14 protein-coding genes are annotated in these 15669 nt (G+C 64.1%); 8 read left to right on the top strand and 6 right to left on the bottom strand.

Annotated features, from left to right (window positions below):
- Positions 1-11: 11 nt before the first annotated feature.
- A complete protein-coding gene (mutM, locus tag GOW72_RS16110) occupies positions 12-863 on the bottom strand; it encodes a bifunctional DNA-formamidopyrimidine glycosylase/DNA-(apurinic or apyrimidinic site) lyase (protein ID WP_170367546.1) in 852 nt (283 codons plus the stop codon).
- A gap of 86 nt (positions 864-949) precedes the next feature.
- On the opposite strand from mutM, the gene ubiE reads away from it, so the two are divergent.
- Both ubiE and ubiB read left to right on the top strand, forming a co-directional pair.
- A complete protein-coding gene (ubiE, locus tag GOW72_RS16105) occupies positions 950-1702 on the top strand; it encodes a bifunctional demethylmenaquinone methyltransferase/2-methoxy-6-polyprenyl-1,4-benzoquinol methylase UbiE (RefSeq protein WP_170367545.1) in 753 nt (250 codons plus the stop codon).
- Between the two features lie 3 nt (positions 1703-1705).
- Positions 1706-3235 carry a 2-polyprenylphenol 6-hydroxylase gene (gene ubiB / locus GOW72_RS16100; protein ID WP_170367544.1) on the top strand — a complete coding sequence of 510 codons (1530 nt, stop codon included), beginning with the start codon at positions 1706-1708 and terminating at the stop codon, positions 3233-3235.
- A gap of 93 nt (positions 3236-3328) precedes the next feature.
- On the opposite strand, the gene GOW72_RS16095 is transcribed toward ubiB, so the two are convergent.
- Positions 3329-4504, bottom strand: coding sequence for an acetyl-CoA C-acyltransferase family protein (locus tag GOW72_RS16095; RefSeq protein WP_170367543.1), 1176 nt, complete (start codon positions 4502-4504; stop codon positions 3329-3331).
- 117 nt (positions 4505-4621) lie between these two features.
- On the opposite strand from GOW72_RS16095, the gene GOW72_RS16090 reads away from it, so the two are divergent.
- The 6 genes from GOW72_RS16090 (at position 4622) to GOW72_RS16065 (ending at position 10272) form a co-directional block, all read left to right on the top strand.
- Positions 4622-5188 carry a helix-turn-helix domain-containing protein gene (locus tag GOW72_RS16090; protein WP_149776002.1) on the top strand — a complete coding sequence of 189 codons (567 nt, stop codon included), beginning with the start codon at positions 4622-4624 and terminating at the stop codon, positions 5186-5188.
- Positions 5189-5305: 117 nt separating this feature from the next.
- Positions 5306-6490 carry a glycine C-acetyltransferase gene (locus tag GOW72_RS16085; RefSeq protein WP_170367542.1) on the top strand — a complete coding sequence of 395 codons (1185 nt, stop codon included), beginning with the start codon at positions 5306-5308 and terminating at the stop codon, positions 6488-6490.
- The gene (locus GOW72_RS16080; RefSeq protein ID WP_170367541.1) at positions 6490-7440 is read left to right on the top strand and encodes a PLP-dependent cysteine synthase family protein; all 951 of its coding nucleotides are present in this window, start codon (positions 6490-6492) and stop codon (positions 7438-7440) included. The genes GOW72_RS16085 and GOW72_RS16080 overlap by 1 nt, the downstream gene beginning before the upstream one ends.
- 20 nt (positions 7441-7460) lie before the next feature.
- Positions 7461-8489, top strand: coding sequence for an L-threonine 3-dehydrogenase (gene tdh, locus GOW72_RS16075; RefSeq protein ID WP_170367774.1), 1029 nt, complete (start codon positions 7461-7463; stop codon positions 8487-8489).
- Positions 8490-8553: 64 nt separating this feature from the next.
- Positions 8554-9441, top strand: coding sequence for a tryptophan 2,3-dioxygenase (locus tag GOW72_RS16070; RefSeq protein ID WP_170359924.1), 888 nt, complete (start codon positions 8554-8556; stop codon positions 9439-9441).
- Positions 9442-9444: 3 nt separating this feature from the next.
- Positions 9445-10272, top strand: coding sequence for an alpha/beta hydrolase (locus GOW72_RS16065; RefSeq protein ID WP_170367540.1), 828 nt, complete (start codon positions 9445-9447; stop codon positions 10270-10272).
- A gap of 51 nt (positions 10273-10323) precedes the next feature.
- On the opposite strand, the gene infB is transcribed toward GOW72_RS16065, so the two are convergent.
- The 4 genes from infB to rimP are packed head-to-tail and all read right to left on the bottom strand — an operon-like array spanning position 10324 to position 15668.
- On the bottom strand, positions 10324-12804 hold the full coding sequence (gene infB / locus GOW72_RS16060) for a translation initiation factor IF-2 (RefSeq protein WP_170359920.1): 2481 nt from the start codon (positions 12802-12804) through the stop codon (positions 10324-10326).
- An 8-nt stretch (positions 12805-12812) separates the two neighbouring features.
- Positions 12813-13436 (bottom strand): RNA-binding protein, encoded by a 624-nt coding sequence (locus GOW72_RS16055; RefSeq protein WP_170367539.1) that lies wholly within the window; start codon positions 13434-13436, stop codon positions 12813-12815.
- Positions 13437-13458: 22 nt separating this feature from the next.
- On the bottom strand, positions 13459-15078 hold the full coding sequence (nusA, locus tag GOW72_RS16050) for a transcription termination factor NusA (RefSeq protein ID WP_093963624.1): 1620 nt from the start codon (positions 15076-15078) through the stop codon (positions 13459-13461).
- Positions 15078-15668, bottom strand: coding sequence for a ribosome maturation factor RimP (gene rimP, locus GOW72_RS16045; protein ID WP_170342422.1), 591 nt, complete (start codon positions 15666-15668; stop codon positions 15078-15080). Before rimP ends, nusA begins: the two co-directional genes overlap by 1 nt.
- Position 15669 lies beyond the last annotated feature (1 nt).

The raw sequence follows: 15669 nt of genomic DNA, 5'->3' as shown, positions 1-15669 counted from the left end.
CTCGGATCAAGCTATCTTTGGCATTGCGCGCAATAGAAGGTTGAGCGTCCCGACTGGGTGATTCTGCGGATCTCGGCCCCGCAGCCCTCGGTCCGGCAGGGCTGGCCCTCGCGCCCGTAGACGTCGAAACTGTGCTGAAAATATCCAAGCTCTCCATCGGCTTGCCGGAAATCACGCAGCGAGGATCCGCCGGCCTCGATGGCCTCGGCCAGCACCGTCCGGATCACCGGAACCAAGGCCTCGACCCGCCCGGTCGAGATCTGACCCGCCTTGCGACGTGGCGACACTCTGGCGCGGTAGAGCGCCTCGCAGACATAGATGTTGCCCAGCCCGGCAACGATTCTCTGATCCAGCAGCGCCGCCTTGACCGGTGTGGCCCGGCCGCGGAAGGCGTTAATCAGATAGGTCTCGTTGAAATCGTTGCCCAGCGGCTCCGGCCCCAGAACGGCCAGCAGCTTGTGCTGCTCGGCGGTGGCCGTGAGCAGCAGGTCCATCGCCCCGAACCGGCGCGGGTCATTGAAGGTGATGCGCGCGCCATTGGCCATGTGAAACACCACGTGGTCATGCTTCTGCGGCATCGGGTGATGATGCACGAACTGGCCTAGCGGATCGCCGGACACAGTCATGCGGCCCGACATGCCCAGATGAATCAACAGGGTCTCGCCGCCGCTCAGATCGGCCAGGATGTATTTCGACCGCCGCCGCAGGCGTTCGACCCGCTGGCCGGTCAGCCGTTCGGCCATCCGCTCGGGGAACGGCCAGCGCAGATCGGGGCGGTTCACGTCCGCCCTTTCGATCACCACGCCTTCCATCGCCGGGGCAAGGCCGCGTCTTACTGTCTCGACCTCGGGCAATTCGGGCATTAGACGGCTCCTATTCCAAAGGGCCGCATTGTGCCCCGGTTTCCAGGCCCTATAACAGAGACGAAATTCGACGAACGGCAAGGCTTATGTCCGACAACAGCGACAAGACCACTCATTTCGGTTTCGAAACCGTCCCCGAGGCCGAAAAGGCCGGGCGCGTGCAGGGCGTATTCAACTCGGTCGCGTCGAAATACGACGTGATGAATGACGTGATGTCGATGGGCATCCACCGGGTCTGGAAGGACGCCATGATGGACTGGCTGGCGCCGCGCCCCGGCCAGCGCCTGCTGGACGTGGCGGGCGGTACGGGCGACATCTCGTTCCGCTTCCTCAAGCGGGCGGGCCACGGCCATGCCACGGTGCTGGACCTGACCGAGCCGATGCTGGTCGAGGGGCGCAAGCGCGCCGAGGCCGCGCAGATGGCCGACAGCCTGGACTGGGTGGTGGGCGACGCGATGGCCCTGCCGTTCGAGGACAATACCTTCGACGTCTACACCATTTCCTTCGGCATCCGGAACGTGACCCGCCCGCAAGAAGCCCTGAACGAGGCCTACCGCGTGCTCAAACCCGGCGGCCGCCTGATGGTGCTGGAGTTCAGCCAGTTGCCCAATGACGGGCTGCAGAAACTCTATGACCTCTACAGCTTCAACGTGATCCCGCGCATGGGTAAGCTGATCGCGAACGACTACGACAGCTATCAATACCTGGTCGAGTCGATCCGCAAGTTCCCCGATCAGGATACCTTTCTGGGCATGGTGCGCGCCGCCGGATTCGAAAACGCGAAATACCGCAACCTCAGCATGGGCATCGCGGCCCTGCATTCCGGCTGGAAGATCTGACGCATGCGCGGCCCCCACAACATCATCCGCCTGATCCGCACAGGCGCCACGCTGGAGCGCACGGGCGCAATGAACGTGGTGCTCGACGCTTTCGAAGCCCCGCGCGCGTTGCGGATCGTGGCCCACACCTTGGGCAAACCGTTCCAATGGCTGGGCTACAAGGGCGACCCGTCCATGCCGCCGGCGACCCGGGCGCTGACCGCCCTGGGCCCGGCCTACATCAAGTTCGGTCAGGTCCTGTCCACGCGCCCCGATGTCGTCGGCGAAGAGCTGGCCGAACAGCTGCGCGTCCTGCAGGACAAGCTGCCCCCCTTTCCACGCGACGTGGCCATGGCCGAGGTCGAAAAGGAGCTGAGCCAACCTCTGGACGAGATGTTCTGGGAGTTCAGCGAACCGATCGCGGCCGCCTCGATCGCGCAGGTCCACAAGGCCAAACTGGCCAGCACAGGCGAGGATGTGGCCGTCAAGGTCCTGCGCCCCGGCATCGAACGCGCGTTCCGCAAGGATGTGGATGCGTTCTATTTCGCCGCCCGGATCGTCCAGCTTTTCGCCCCCGGTGCGCGCCGACTGCGCCCGATGGACGTGATCGAGCATTTCGACGGCGTCGTCCGCGGCGAACTGGATCTCAGGCTCGAAAGTTCGGCAGCCTCGGAATTTGCCGCCAACACGCAGAATGACGAAGGCTTCTGGCTGCCGCCCGTGGTGTGGTCGCTGTCCGCGCGCCGGGTCATGACGCTCAGCTGGGCAGACGGCATCCCCTTGGGCGACAACGACGCGCTGGACGCCGCAAATCACGACCGCCGCGACCTGGCCGAGCGTGTGCTGCGCCTATTCCTGCTGCACGCCCTGCGCGATGGCTTCTTCCACGCCGACATGCACCAGGGCAACCTCAAGGTCGCCGCGAACGGCGACATCATCGCCTATGACTTCGGCATCATGGGCCATATCGACGAATACACCCGCCGCGTCTATGCCGAGATCCTCTTCGGCTTCATCCGCCGCGACTACAAGCGCGTGGCCGAGGTGCATTTCGAGGCCGGCTACGTCCCGGCCGACCAGGACGTCGATGAATTCGCCCGCGCCCTGCGCGCGGTCGGCGAGCCGATCTTTGGCATGGATGCCACCCATATCTCGATGGGCCGCCTGCTCAACTACCTGTTCGAGGTGACCGAACGCTTTGGCATGGAAACCCGCACCGAACTGATCCTGCTGCAACGCACGATGGTGGTGGTCGAAGGCGTTGCCCGCTCGCTCGACCCGCATATGAACATCTGGGAGGTCGCCCGCCCCGTGGTCGAGGACTATATCAAGCAGTCCATCGGACCCCGCGCCGCTCTGCGCGATTTTGGAAAAACAGCGCTGGTTCTTGCACGGTTCGGTCCCCGCCTGCCTGATCTGGTCGAAAATGCCCTGATCGCCCAGACCCGCAAGGATGATCCCTCCGGGTCAGATTTCTGGCCCAAGGCCATTCCCGCCGCGATCGGAGCAGCCGCCGGGGCAGTGGCCGTCCTGATCCTTGCGGGCCTGGGCTGACAGACGCCGCCGCTTTATCTGGCCAGAAATATCCTCGGGGGGAATCGCGCCCCGGCGCGATGGGGGCAGACAGCCCCCCGGCCCAGCCTCGGATCAGAGCCGTTCGATGGCGATGGCAATCCCCTGCCCGCCACCGATGCACATGGTGATCAACCCTTTCGACCCACCGATGCGCTCCAACTCGTACAGAGTCTTCAGCGTGATGATCGCCCCGGTGGCCCCCACCGGATGACCCAGGGCGATGGCCCCGCCATTCGGGTTCACCTTGGCCGGATCCAGCCCCAGTTCCTTGTTCACCGCCAGCGCCTGGGCCGCAAAGGCCTCGTTGCTTTCGATCACGTCGAAATCGCCCGCCGACAGACCGGTTCGCTCCAAAAGGTTGCGCACGGCCGGAACCGGGCCGATTCCCATCACCTCGGGGCGGACACCTGCATGAGCATAGCCCAGGATGCGCGCCTTGGGCGTCAGGCCGGCTTTCTCGGCGGCACGCGCCGTGGCCAGAACCATCGCCGCCGCGCCGTCATTGATGCCCGAGGCATTGCCCGCGGTCACACGCCCGTCCTTCTGGAACACCGGCCGCAGCCCGGCCAGCGCTTCGGTCGTGGTGGCCTTGGGATGCTCGTCGACCTTGAAATCGACCATGTCGCGCTTGACCTTGACCTGCACCGGCGCGATCTGGCTGTCGAAATAGCCCGCCTCGATCGCAGCCGCCGCGCGCTGCTGGCTGGTCAGCGCAAACGCGTCCATCTCCTCGCGCGTGATCTGGTGTTCATCGGCCACGTTCTCGGCGGTGACGCCCATGTGCCCGGTGCCAAAGGGGCAGTTCAGCGCGCCCAGCATCATGTCCAGCGACTTGATGTCGCCCATCTTGGCGCCCCAACGCGCCTGCGGAACGATATAGGGGCTGCGCGACATGCTCTCGGCACCTCCGGCCACGGCAAATTCGGCATCCCCCAGCATCAGCGATTGAACCGCCGATACGATCGCCTGCGCGCCCGACCCGCACAGTCGGTTGACGTTCATCGCCGGAGTAGCGTTCGGAATGCCCGCCTGCATCGCCGCGACGCGCGACAGGTACATGTCGCGCGGCTCGGTGTTGATGACGTGACCAAACACCACATGCCCGATCCGCTCGCCTTCGACGCCGGATTTCTCAAGCGCGGCCTTGGTCACGACGGTGGCCAGATCGATCGGCGCGGTCGCGGCCAGCGACCCTCCGAACGTACCGATTGCGGTGCGGGCACCGTCCAGAATCACGATGTCGGTCATGTCTCTCTCCTCTTGGATTTGCGCGCAGTATGCACCCGCAGCATGGACCTGTCGCGCGGGACGTTCCGTCATCGGCGGAATTGACAATTCGCGCCCGGACGCGCAAGAAATTCCGCCATGACGGAAAACTCAGACGATATCCTGACACGCCTGCCCGCCCGCCTGAAAGAGGCCCGGCGCGCCAAGGGACTGTCACTGGAAGCGGTGGCCAATCTCAGCGGCGTATCTCGGTCGATGGTCAGCCAGATCGAACGCGGCGAAAGCAGCCCCACGATCTCGACCCTTTGGAACCTGACCCGTGCGCTGCAGGTCGATTTCGCCGGACTTCTGGAAGAGTCTGAGACCACCGACCAGATCGAAGTGCTGCGCAGCGCCGAGGTGCCCAGCATCGACAATATGGGCCAATCCTGCCGGATCCGCATCCTCTCGCCGCCCGAGGAGGCCGGCGGGCATGAGGTCTATGACATCCGGTTCGACGCGGGTGGCGCGCTGAACAGCCAGCCCCATGCCCGCGGCGCTCGCGAACAGTTGACCGTACTGGAAGGGGCCGTCCGCGTCACTTCGGGCGCCGCGACGATGGAGCTGCAGCAGGGCGACACGGCTAGGTATGCGGCCGACGTGGCCCACGCCATCGCGGCACCGGACGGACCCGCCCGCGTGTTCCTGATCGTCAAGAATGCCTGATCCGCACATATCGGCCGATTTCCGCCTTCACGGATTTTTTTCCGCCATACTGAAAATCTCCTATTTGGGACGCGCGTCCGTTATGTTAGATACGCGACTCAGAAGAAGGAGACCGCCATGGCTGATGCATTCCTGTCCCACGTTTCGGACACCCTCTCGCAGATCAAAGCGGAGGGCCTGTACAAGACGGAACGAATGATCACCTCGCCCCAGGGCGGCGAGATCACGGTGGGCGGACGACAGGTCATCAACCTGTGCGCCAACAATTACCTGGGACTGGCCGACCATCCGGCGCTGATCGAGGCCGCGAAGAACGCGATGGAGCCCAAGGGGTTCGGCATGGCCTCGGTCCGGTTCATCTGCGGCACGCAGGATATCCACCGCGAGCTGGAGCAACGGCTGGCCAAGTTTCTGGGCAAGGACGATTCGATCCTGTTCGCGGCGTGCTTCGACGCCAATGGCGGGTTGTTCGAACCCCTGCTGGGACCCGAGGATGCCATCATCTCGGACAGTCTGAACCATGCCTCGATCATCGACGGGGTGCGGCTGTGCAAGGCCAAACGCTATCGTTACATGAACAACGACATGAACGACCTCGAAGCCTGGCTGAAACAGGCGCGCGCGGACGGGGCGCGGCACATCATGATCGCGACCGACGGCGTGTTCTCGATGGATGGCTACCTGGCCAACCTGCCCAGGATCCGCGAACTGGCCGACAAATACGACGCGGTGGTGATGGTCGATGACTGCCACGCCACCGGCTTCATGGGGCCGCGCGGCGCGGGCACGCCGGATCATTTCGGCGTGGACGTGGACATTCTGACCGGGACATTGGGCAAGGCACTTGGGGGGGCAATCGGCGGTTACATCGCCGGGCCGCAGCCAGTGATCGACCTGCTGCGGCAGCGGGCGCGGCCCTATCTGTTCTCGAATTCGCTGCCGCCTTCCATCGTCGCCGCCGGGCTCGAGGCGATCCGCCTGGTCGAAGAGGGCGACATGCTGCGCAAGCAACTGTTCGGCAACGCCAAATACTGGCGCACCGGGCTGGAGAAGCTGGGGTTCGACCTGCTGCCGGGTGAACATCCGATCATCCCCGTGATGCTGGGCGAGGCGCAGCTGGCGCAGGACATGGCCGCCCGCCTGTTCGACGAAGGCGTCTATGTCTCGGGCTTCTTCTTCCCGGTGGTCCCGCGTGGCCAGGCCCGCATCCGCACCCAGATGAACGCGGCGCTGACCCGCGACGAGTTGGACCGCGCTCTGGCCGCCTTCGGCAAGGTCGGAAAGGCGTTGGGGGTCATCTGATGGTTCTGAACTCGGTCATCGACGCGATCGGCGATACGCCCCTGATCGAGCTGTCCCGGGTTTGCCAAATACTGGATCTGGACGGCCGTATTCTAGCAAAGCTGGACTATCTGCTGCCGGGCTTTTCGAAAAAGGATCGGGCCGCCCGGTCCATCATCGAACAGGCCCGCGCCGACGGCAGCCTGATCCCGGGGCAGACGGTGGTCGAGCTGACCTCAGGCAACATGGGCACCGGTCTGGCGATTGTCTGCGGCATTCTGGGGCACCCGTTCGTGGCGGTCATGAGCGCAGGGAACTCGGTCGAACGCGCCCGCATGATGCGCGCCATGGGCGCCGAGGTGGTGATCGTCCCTCAGGCCGAAGGCGGCAAACCGGGCGAAGTCTCGGGCGCCGACCTGGCGCTGGTGGATGACGCCGCCCGCCGCATCACCGCCGAGCGCAACGCATTCCGCGCCGATCAGTTCGGCCACGCGGGCAACCCCAAGGCCCATGCCGCCGGGACGGGTCCGGAAATCTGGGCCCAATCAGCAGGTGCCGTGACAGCCTTTTGTGATTTTGCCGGCTCTGGCGGCACACTTGCCGGGGTCTCTGACTACCTGTCACCCCTTGGGGTGCGGTGCTATGCGGTCGAGCCCGACGGCGCTCGTGCCTTGGCCGGTGAACCCGTCCGTGCGCCCGATCATCCGATCCAGGGCGGTGGTTATGCGATGTCGGTTCTGACGCATCTGAACGGAGCGAAATTGGCCGGTCATCTGTCCGTCACCGGCGCATCAGCGCGCGACGCCGCCCGCCTGTTGGCCCGCACCGAAGGCATCTTTGCGGGCTTTTCCGCCGGGGCGAACCTGGCTGCCGCCATCGACCTGCTGCGTGGCCCCGAACGCGGTGGCTGCATCGCCATCGTGATGTGTGACAGCGGCTTGAAATACCTGTCGACCGATTTGTGGGAGTGATCCGGATGCGACCCAACACGATGAAAGCGCTGGAGAAGTCCAGGCCCGAAGAAGGGCTGTGGATGGTACAGGCCCCGGTCCCCGAGATCGGCCCCGACGAGGTTTTGATCCGCGTGAAAAAGACCGGGATCTGCGGCACCGACATCCATATATGGAACTGGGATGAATGGGCGTCGCACACGGTGCCCGTTCCCATGATCACCGGCCACGAATTCGCCGGCGAGATCGTCGAGCTGGGCCGCAACGTGACCGGGTTGAAGATCGGCCAGCGGTGCTCGGGCGAGGGTCACCTGATCGGCACCGACAGCCGCCAGAGCCGCGCGGGCAAGTTCCACCTTGACCCGGGCACGCGCGGGATCGGGGTGAACGAACAGGGCGCCTTTGCCCAATATCTCAAGCTGCCGGCCTTCAACGTGGTGCCCCTGCCCGACGACATCCCCGACGAGATCGGCGCGATACTCGACCCGCTGGGCAATGCCGTGCACACCGCGCTGAGCTTCGATCTGCTGGGCGAGGACGTGTTGATCACCGGCGCCGGCCCGATCGGGATCATGGCCGCCGCGGTGGCCCGCCACGCCGGCGCCCGGCATGTGGTGATCACCGACATCAACCCCGACCGGCTGGCGCTGGCGCAGCATGTCGTGCCCTCGGTCCGAGCGGTGAACGTGGCCAAGGAAGAGCTGCAATCGGTGATTTCCGACCTGGGCATGAGCCAGGGTTTTGACGTGGGGCTGGAAATGTCGGGCTCGCAGGCGGCGCTGGATCAGATGGTCGAGGCACTGGTGATGGGCGGCAAGATCGCCCTGCTGGGTATTCCGCCCGGAAAATCACCCGTCGACTGGAGCCGCATCGTGTTCAAGGCGATCACCATCAAGGGCGTCTACGGCCGCGAAATGTTCGAGACCTGGTACAAGATGATCGCGATGTTGCAGAACGGTCTGGATGTCAGCCGGGTCATCACCCATCGCTTTGCCGCCGATGACTTTGCGCAGGGCTTTGCCGCCATGAAGTCGGGAAAATCGGGCAAGGTGGTGCTGGACTGGGCCTGACCCTCTGGATAGTTGCAAACGCACCTTCTAGACAGGTGCGCACACATGCCGGGGAGGAAATGAAATGGCCGACAAAGCCAAGGGCGACCGCCCGCTGGAACGGGGAATCGAAGACACGCTGGTAACCGATTTCGCGGACACGCACCGCAAAAGCTATGGCGATTTCCTGCAACTCAAGACCCTGCTGAACTTGCAGAAAACCTTTCAGGACCCGGCCCAACCCGATGAGATGCTGTTCATCATCATCCATCAGGTCAGCGAGCTTTGGCTGAAACTGATGCACCATCAGCTGGTCGAGGTGCGCCGGTTTCTGCAGCAGGATGAGTTCGGCCCCGCGATGAAGAACCTGGACCGGATCAAGGCGATCCAGCGCCAGTTGATCGCCGCGTGGGAAACCCTGCTGACCATGACGCCCGCCGACTATATGACCTTCCGCAAGGCGCTGGGCAATTCATCCGGCTTCCAGAGCTACGGCTATCGCCAGATCGAGTTCATCCTGGGCAACAAGGACACCGCCACGCTGAAGGTGCATGAGCACGACCCCGAAGTGATGGAGATGCTGACCGCCGCTCTGGTCAAACCGTCGCTGTATGACGAGGTATTGCACATGCTGGCGCGGCAGGGGTTCGACGTGCCGCAGGACCTGCTGGACCGGGACTATTCAAAGACCTATTCCGGCGATCCGCGCATCGTGAAGATCTGGGCCGAGATCTACCGGAACACGGGCCGGTACTGGGACCTGTATGCGCTGGGCGAAAAGCTGATGGATGTGGAATCGCTGTTCCAGCGGTGGCGGTTCGACCATGCGACCGCCGTGGAACGTGTGATCGGCATGCAGCCAGGCACTGGCGGCTCCAGCGGCGTGGCTTTTCTGCGCAAGGCGCTGGAGCTGCGATTCTTCCACGACCTTTATGACGTGCGCACCGACCTGATGTACGGCGGACAGGGCTGAGCCATGCTGTATCGCGGATTTACCCAAGCCGAGCTGGAGCGCGAATACGCGCCCAGTTCGATGATCGGCGGCGACCTTGCCCCCTATCTGGCGGCCTATTCAGCGCTCAGCGCGCAGGCGCGGGCGCAACTGACGGTGCAAGAGACCCTCGGCTATGGCGACACTCCCGCGCAGGTGCTGGATTTCTTTCCCGCCCGCGCGCCCGGCGCACCGCTGCATGTGTTTATCCACGGCGGCTATTGGCAGGCGCTCAGCCAGCGCGACTCGGCGATGATGGCGCCCGCGCTGGTCCAAGGCGGGCAGGCCTTTGCGACGGTGAACTACACGCTCGCCCCCGACGCGCGGCTGTACCAGATGGTCGATGAATGCCGGACCGCGCTGATGTGGCTGGCCACTCGGGCCAAGTCGCTGGGGTTCGACGCCTCGCATGTCACCCTGTCCGGGCACAGCGCCGGCGCGCATCTGGCGGCGATGGTCATGGCGACCTCGGCCGACCAATTCGCCCGGATCGGCCTGCGGGTGCGCGAAGTCATCCTGATCAGCGGCGTCTACGACCTGGAACCGATCAGTCTGACCCCGGTCAACGATCCGCTGCAGTTGACTCCGGTCGAGCTGCACGACCTGTCCCCCATCCTGCGCCTGCCCGCGCCCGGGCCGCGTTATCGGGTCACGGTGGGCGAGCGGGACACGGGCGAGTTCATCCGCCAGAGCCGCGACTATGCCGAAGCGTTGCGCAAGGCCGGCCATGCCGTCAGCTTTGACCTGCAGCCGGGCACGCACCATTTCGACATCATCCTCAAGGACGGGACGTTTCTGAACGACCACCCCTGAAAACGAAAACGGCGGCCCTGGGGACCGCCGTTTCTTTCAATTTCGACCGGATCAATCCAGCGTGCGGGTGACTTCCTCACGCTCGAAGATCTCGATCACGTCGCCCGGGCGGATATCGTCGTAATTCTCGAACGCCATACCGCATTCCTGACCCGACTGAACCTCGGCCACTTCGTCCTTGAAGCGTTTCAGCGTCTTCAGCGTGCCTTCGTGGATCACCACGTTGTCGCGCAGCAGGCGCACGCCGGCCGAACGGCGGGCAACGCCCTCGGTGACCAGACAGCCGGCAACCTTGCCGACGCCGGTGACCTTGAACACTTCCTTGATCTCGGCATAGCCGATGAACTTCTCGCGGATCTCGGCGCTCAGCAGGCCCGAGGCGGCGGCTTTGACGTCATCCACCAGATCGTAGATCACCGAGTAGTAGCGGATCTCGACGCCCTTCTGGTTGGCGGTGTTGCGCGCCGATGCGTTGGCCCGCACGTTGAAGCCAAAGACCGGAGCACCCGACGCTTCGGCCAGGCCGATATCGGTTTCGGTGATGGCGCCGACGCCCGAGTGCAGCACGCGCACGCGCACCTCGTCGTTGCCGATCTTCTCCATCGCCTGCACGATGGCCTCGGCCGAGCCCTGCACGTCGGCCTTGACCAGAATGGGCAGCTCGGCCACGTTCTCGTCTTCTTTGGCCTTCTGCATCAGCTGTTCCAGCGTGGTCGCGGCACCGGCGGCGGCGCGCTTGTCCTTGGCAACCTGCGCGCGGTACTCGGCGATCTCGCGGGCCTGCGCCTCGGTCTCGGTCACGTTCAGAACGTCACCGGCCTCGGGCGTACCGTTGAGACCCAGAACCTCGACCGGAACCGAAGGCCCGGCTTCCTGGACGCGCTCGCCCTTGTCGTTGATCAGCGCGCGGACCTTGCCGTACTGCTCGCCCACGACGAAGATGTCGCCTTGGCGCAGCGTGCCCTTCTGGACCAGAACGGTCGCGACCGGGCCACGGCCCACGTCCAGCTGCGCCTCGATCACGGCGCCTTGCGCGGCGCGGTTCGGGTTGGCCTTCAGCTCCAGAATCTCGGCCTGCAGCGCGATGGCTTCCAGCAGATCGTCCAGACCCTGGCCCGTGATGGCCGACACTTCGACATCCTGAACCTCGCCGGACATCTTCTCGACGATCACCTCGTGCTGCAGCAGGTCGGTGCGCACCTTGTCCGGGTTGGCCTCGGGCTTGTCGACCTTGTTGATCGCAACGATCATCGGAACACCGGCGGCCTTGGCGTGGTTGATTGCCTCGACCGTCTGCGGCATCACAGCGTCATCCGCCGCGACAACCAGCACCACGATGTCCGTTACCTGAGCACCGCGCGAGCGCATCGAGGTAAAGGCCGCGTGGCCCGGCGTATCCAGGAAGGTCAACGTTGTGCCGTCGTTGGTCTGCACCTGATAGGCGCCGATATGCTGGGTAATGCCACCGGCCTCGCCCGCAACGACTTTGGCGTCGCGGATCGCGTCCAACAGCGAGGTCTTGCCGTGGTCGACGTGACCCATGATGGTAATGACCGGCGGACGGGGCTGCAGGTCTTCATCCTTGTCCTCGACATCCGAGATGACATCCTCGACATCCGCATCCGAAACCCGCACGACCTTGTGGCCGAATTCTTCGATGATCAGTTCGGCAGTGTCGGCGTCGATGGTCTGGTTCTGCGTGACCATCATACCCATGTTCATCAACGACTTGACGACATCGGCGACGCGTTCGGCCATACGGTTGGCCAGTTCCGATACGACGATCGCCTCGGGCAGTTGAACCTCGCGGATCACCTTTTCCCGTTCGACCGAGCCGCCCATGGCTTTCTGCCGCGCACGCTCCTGTTTGCGCTTCATCGATGCCATCGAACGCTGCCGACCACCTTCACCGCCCGACAGCGCCTGATTCAGGGTCAGCTTGCCCGAACGGCGGCCATCGTCGCGGCCCTTGCCGCGGGTCTGACGCTGTTCGCGATCCGCCTTGCGCGGTGTTTCCGCTGGCGCAGGCTTGCTGGCTGCGGGGGCCTTGGCCTTGGGCGCCTCTTTCGCGGCCGCGGCTTCTGCTGCGGCGCGCTGAGCGGCTTCTTCGGCCTCTTTCTGCTTGCGCTCTTCTTCCTCGGCTTTCTGCCGGGCTTTTTCCTCGGCCTCGCGCTGTTCGCGCTCTTTGGCCTCCTGTTCGGCGCGGCGGCGTTCACGCTCTTCGGCGCGCGCCTTTTCCTCGGCCTCGCGGCGTTCGGCTTCCTCGACCTCACGGGCCTTGGCCGCCTGCAACGCCTTCAGGCGCCGATTCATCTCGGCATCGGAAATCCCGGCCGGCCGGCGCGAAGGATCACCCGACGGCGCAGCGCCACCGCTGGGCTTGGACGCTCCCGGCTTGGGAACCACCACGCGCTTGCGTTTGGTTTCCACCACGACATTCTTGGTGCGTCCGTGGCTGAAACTCTGTTTCACATTCCCGGGGCGTGCCCCACCACGAAGACCCAATGTCTTTTTGCCGTCACTATCGCTCATAAAGCTTCTTACCCTTCCGCGCGGCCCTTGCCGCCGTCATCCATATCGCGCAAGCCACGCAGGCGCTGCGCTTCCTCTACAACACGTTTGGCGAGTCCGCCAGAGGCGAGCGCCGCATGAATCACCGTTTGGCGCCCAAATGCCGCCCCAAGCTCGTCTGCGGTCAGCCAGCCAATGTATTTCCCGAAATGCGGCGTGCTCAGCTTGGACTTGCCGCGCCCGGAACCATCGACCGCCTGAATCAGAACCCAGGCCTCTTCGCGGTCAAGCCAGGACTTGACCTTTTCATACCCGGCGACCGCATCGCCGGACTTTCGCGCCAGGCTGATCAATTCGATCACGCGGCGCGACAATTGACGCTCCACCTCGTCCACAAGGTCCTGCGGTACAGTCACCTGCGCCTTGAACCCGCGTGCAAACAGCTTCTTGCCGACGGCCGTGTCCAGCGCCTTGCGATCCGCCGTGACATAAACGCCCCGACCCGGCAACTTGGACGCGACATCCGGGAAAACCTGCCCATCCGGGCCGGTTACAAAGCGGATCAGCCCGTACCGAGGCTGCACCTCGCCCGTGGCGATGCATTTCCGCTCTGGCCCTTCGGACCGTTCCTTATGGACGCCACCGCGACCCATGTGTGCCACCCGAGGCCTGGAATCAGGCCTCGGCCTCCTCGTCTGCTGCTTCGTCCTCGACGTCCGCCTCGGGCTGCTCCAGATCGGCGGGGTCGACCCAGCCCAGCATGACCCGGGCGGTCATCACCAGATCCTGTGCCTCTTCCAGCGTCACGCCAAAGGGTTCGAGAATACCGTCATCCTTGACCCGCTGGCCATCAACCGTGGTCCAGCCTCCGGCCAGTTCCCAGTCAGCGCAGGTTGCAAAGTCTTCCAGCGTCTTGACGCCGTCCTTGGCAAGCGCCTCAACCATTTGGGGTGTCAGACCCTCAAATTCAATAAGGCTGTCCTCGGCACCCAGGCTGCGGGCGCTGTCCAGCGCCGCCTTGGCCTGAGCCTCAAGGAATTCGCGCGCACGGGCCTGCAGCTCGTTTGCAGTGCCTTCGTCGACGCCATCGATTACCAGCAGTTCGTCCAACTCGACATAGGCCACTTCTTCCAGGTTGGTGAACCCTTCCGAGACCAGCAGCTGGGCAAAGAATTCGTCCAGGTCCAGGCTGTCCATGAACAGCTGCGTGCGAGCTTCGAACTCCTTCTGACGGCGCGCCGATTCTTCGGCCTCGGTCATGATGTCGATGTCCAGACCGGTCAGCTGGCTGGCCAGACGCACGTTCTGACCACGGCGACCGATCGCCAGCGAAAGCTGTTCCTCGGGCACGACGACTTCGATCTTGCCGGCTTCCTCGTCCAGAACCACCTTGGAAACCTCGGCGGGCTGCAGCGCGTTCACCAGGAAGGTCGGCTGGTCTTCGTTCCACGGGATGATGTCGATCTTTTCGCCCTGCAGCTCGTTCACGACGGCCTGCACGCGGCTGCCGCGCATACCAACGCAGGCGCCGACGGGGTCGATCGAGTTGTCATACGAGATGACCGCGATCTTGGCACGCGAACCGGGGTCACGGGCCACGGCCTTGACCTCGATGATGCCGTCATAGATTTCCGGCACTTCCATCTTGAACAGCTCGGCCATGAACTCGGGCGCGGTGCGCGACAGGAAGATCTGGTGACCGCGCGTTTCGCGGCGCACTTCCTTGATGTAGGCGCGCACCCGGTCATTGGGGCGATAGCTTTCGCGGCCGATCTTGTCGTTGCGGCGCAGAACCGCCTCGGCCCCGCCCAGATCGACGATCACGTTGCCGAATTCCTCGCGCTTGACGGCTCCGTTGATGATGGTGCCGACACGATCCTTGAAGTCTTCGTACTGGCGGTCACGCTCGGCCTCACGAACCTTCTGCAGGATCACCTGCTTGGCCGACTGAGCGGCGATCCGGCCCATTTCCACCGGCGGGACCTCTTCCACGAAGACGTCACCGATCTCGGGCGATTCCATGTATTGCTTGGCCTGCTCGACGGTCATCTCGGCCTGATAGTTCTCAAGCTCGTCATCCGCGACCACGGTGCGGACCCGGGTAAAGGTCGCCTTGCCGGTCTTGCGGTCGATGGACACACGGATGTCCATTTCCGCGCCGTAGCGGCTCTTGGCGGCACGGGCGAGCGATTCCTCCATCGCTTCGACGACCAGACCGGGGTCGATCATCTTTTCGCGGGCCACAGCCTCGGCGGTCTGCAACAGCTCAAGCTGGTTTGCTGAGGTGATTGCCATCAGTTCGTCTCCTCTTCGGACCCTTCGGTCTCAATCTCGTCGAAAGCGTTTTCGTTCAGGGCGCCGGCATCCTTGCGCTGGCGCAACATTTCCTTGATCAGGTCATCAGTCAGGACCAGCTTGGCATCGCTCAGCCAGTCGAATTGCAGACCGATTGTCACGGTCTCTTCGCCGTTGGGGATGTTGATCAGAACCTCATCCCCTTCGACACCGGCCAGTTCCCCTTTGAAGCGGCGGCGGCCGTCGATCAGCTCGGTGGTTTCCAGCTTGGCCTCGTAGCCCTCGAACATCTCGAAGTCCTTCAGCCGCGTCAGCGGGCGGTCGATGCCAGGGCTGGACACCTCGAGCGTATAGGCGTCGAGGATCGGGTCCTCGACGTCCAGCGTGGCGCTGACCGCGTTCGAGATCTCGGCGCAATCATCCACCTCGATGCCTCCATCGGGCTTGTCGGCCATGATCTGCAGCGTAGTCTGCTTGCCGCTCATCAGGCGGATGCGGACCAGCTCGTACCCCAGATCCTCGATCACCGGAGTGATGATCTCGGCCAGTCGTCGGTCGATCGCCGCCTTGGCTATCAGGTCGTTTGTCATA

The sequence above is a fragment of the Ruegeria arenilitoris genome, from assembly GCF_013032855.1.
Taxonomy (GTDB): Bacteria; Pseudomonadota; Alphaproteobacteria; order Rhodobacterales; family Rhodobacteraceae; genus Ruegeria; species Ruegeria arenilitoris.
This window is presented reverse-complemented; position numbering and strand designations above follow the sequence as displayed.

Excerpts from the sequence above, each read along its gene's own strand:
- mutM (WP_170367546.1), bottom strand. The coding sequence starts at position 863 with ATGCCCGAATTGCCCGAGGTCGAGACAGTAAGACGCGGCCTTGCCCCG.
- ubiE (WP_170367545.1), top strand. The coding sequence starts at position 950 with ATGTCCGACAACAGCGACAAGACCACTCATTTCGGTTTCGAAACCGTC.
- ubiB (WP_170367544.1), top strand. The coding sequence starts at position 1,706 with ATGCGCGGCCCCCACAACATCATCCGCCTGATCCGCACAGGCGCCACG.
- GOW72_RS16095 (WP_170367543.1), bottom strand. The coding sequence starts at position 4,504 with ATGACCGACATCGTGATTCTGGACGGTGCCCGCACCGCAATCGGTACG.
- GOW72_RS16090 (WP_149776002.1), top strand. The coding sequence starts at position 4,622 with ATGACGGAAAACTCAGACGATATCCTGACACGCCTGCCCGCCCGCCTG.
- GOW72_RS16085 (WP_170367542.1), top strand. The coding sequence starts at position 5,306 with ATGGCTGATGCATTCCTGTCCCACGTTTCGGACACCCTCTCGCAGATC.
- GOW72_RS16080 (WP_170367541.1), top strand. The coding sequence starts at position 6,490 with ATGGTTCTGAACTCGGTCATCGACGCGATCGGCGATACGCCCCTGATC.
- tdh (WP_170367774.1), top strand. The coding sequence starts at position 7,461 with ATGAAAGCGCTGGAGAAGTCCAGGCCCGAAGAAGGGCTGTGGATGGTA.
- GOW72_RS16070 (WP_170359924.1), top strand. The coding sequence starts at position 8,554 with ATGGCCGACAAAGCCAAGGGCGACCGCCCGCTGGAACGGGGAATCGAA.
- GOW72_RS16065 (WP_170367540.1), top strand. The coding sequence starts at position 9,445 with ATGCTGTATCGCGGATTTACCCAAGCCGAGCTGGAGCGCGAATACGCG.
- infB (WP_170359920.1), bottom strand. The coding sequence starts at position 12,804 with ATGAGCGATAGTGACGGCAAAAAGACATTGGGTCTTCGTGGTGGGGCA.
- GOW72_RS16055 (WP_170367539.1), bottom strand. The coding sequence starts at position 13,436 with ATGGGTCGCGGTGGCGTCCATAAGGAACGGTCCGAAGGGCCAGAGCGG.
- nusA (WP_093963624.1), bottom strand. The coding sequence starts at position 15,078 with ATGGCAATCACCTCAGCAAACCAGCTTGAGCTGTTGCAGACCGCCGAG.
- rimP (WP_170342422.1), bottom strand. The coding sequence starts at position 15,668 with ATGACAAACGACCTGATAGCCAAGGCGGCGATCGACCGACGACTGGCC.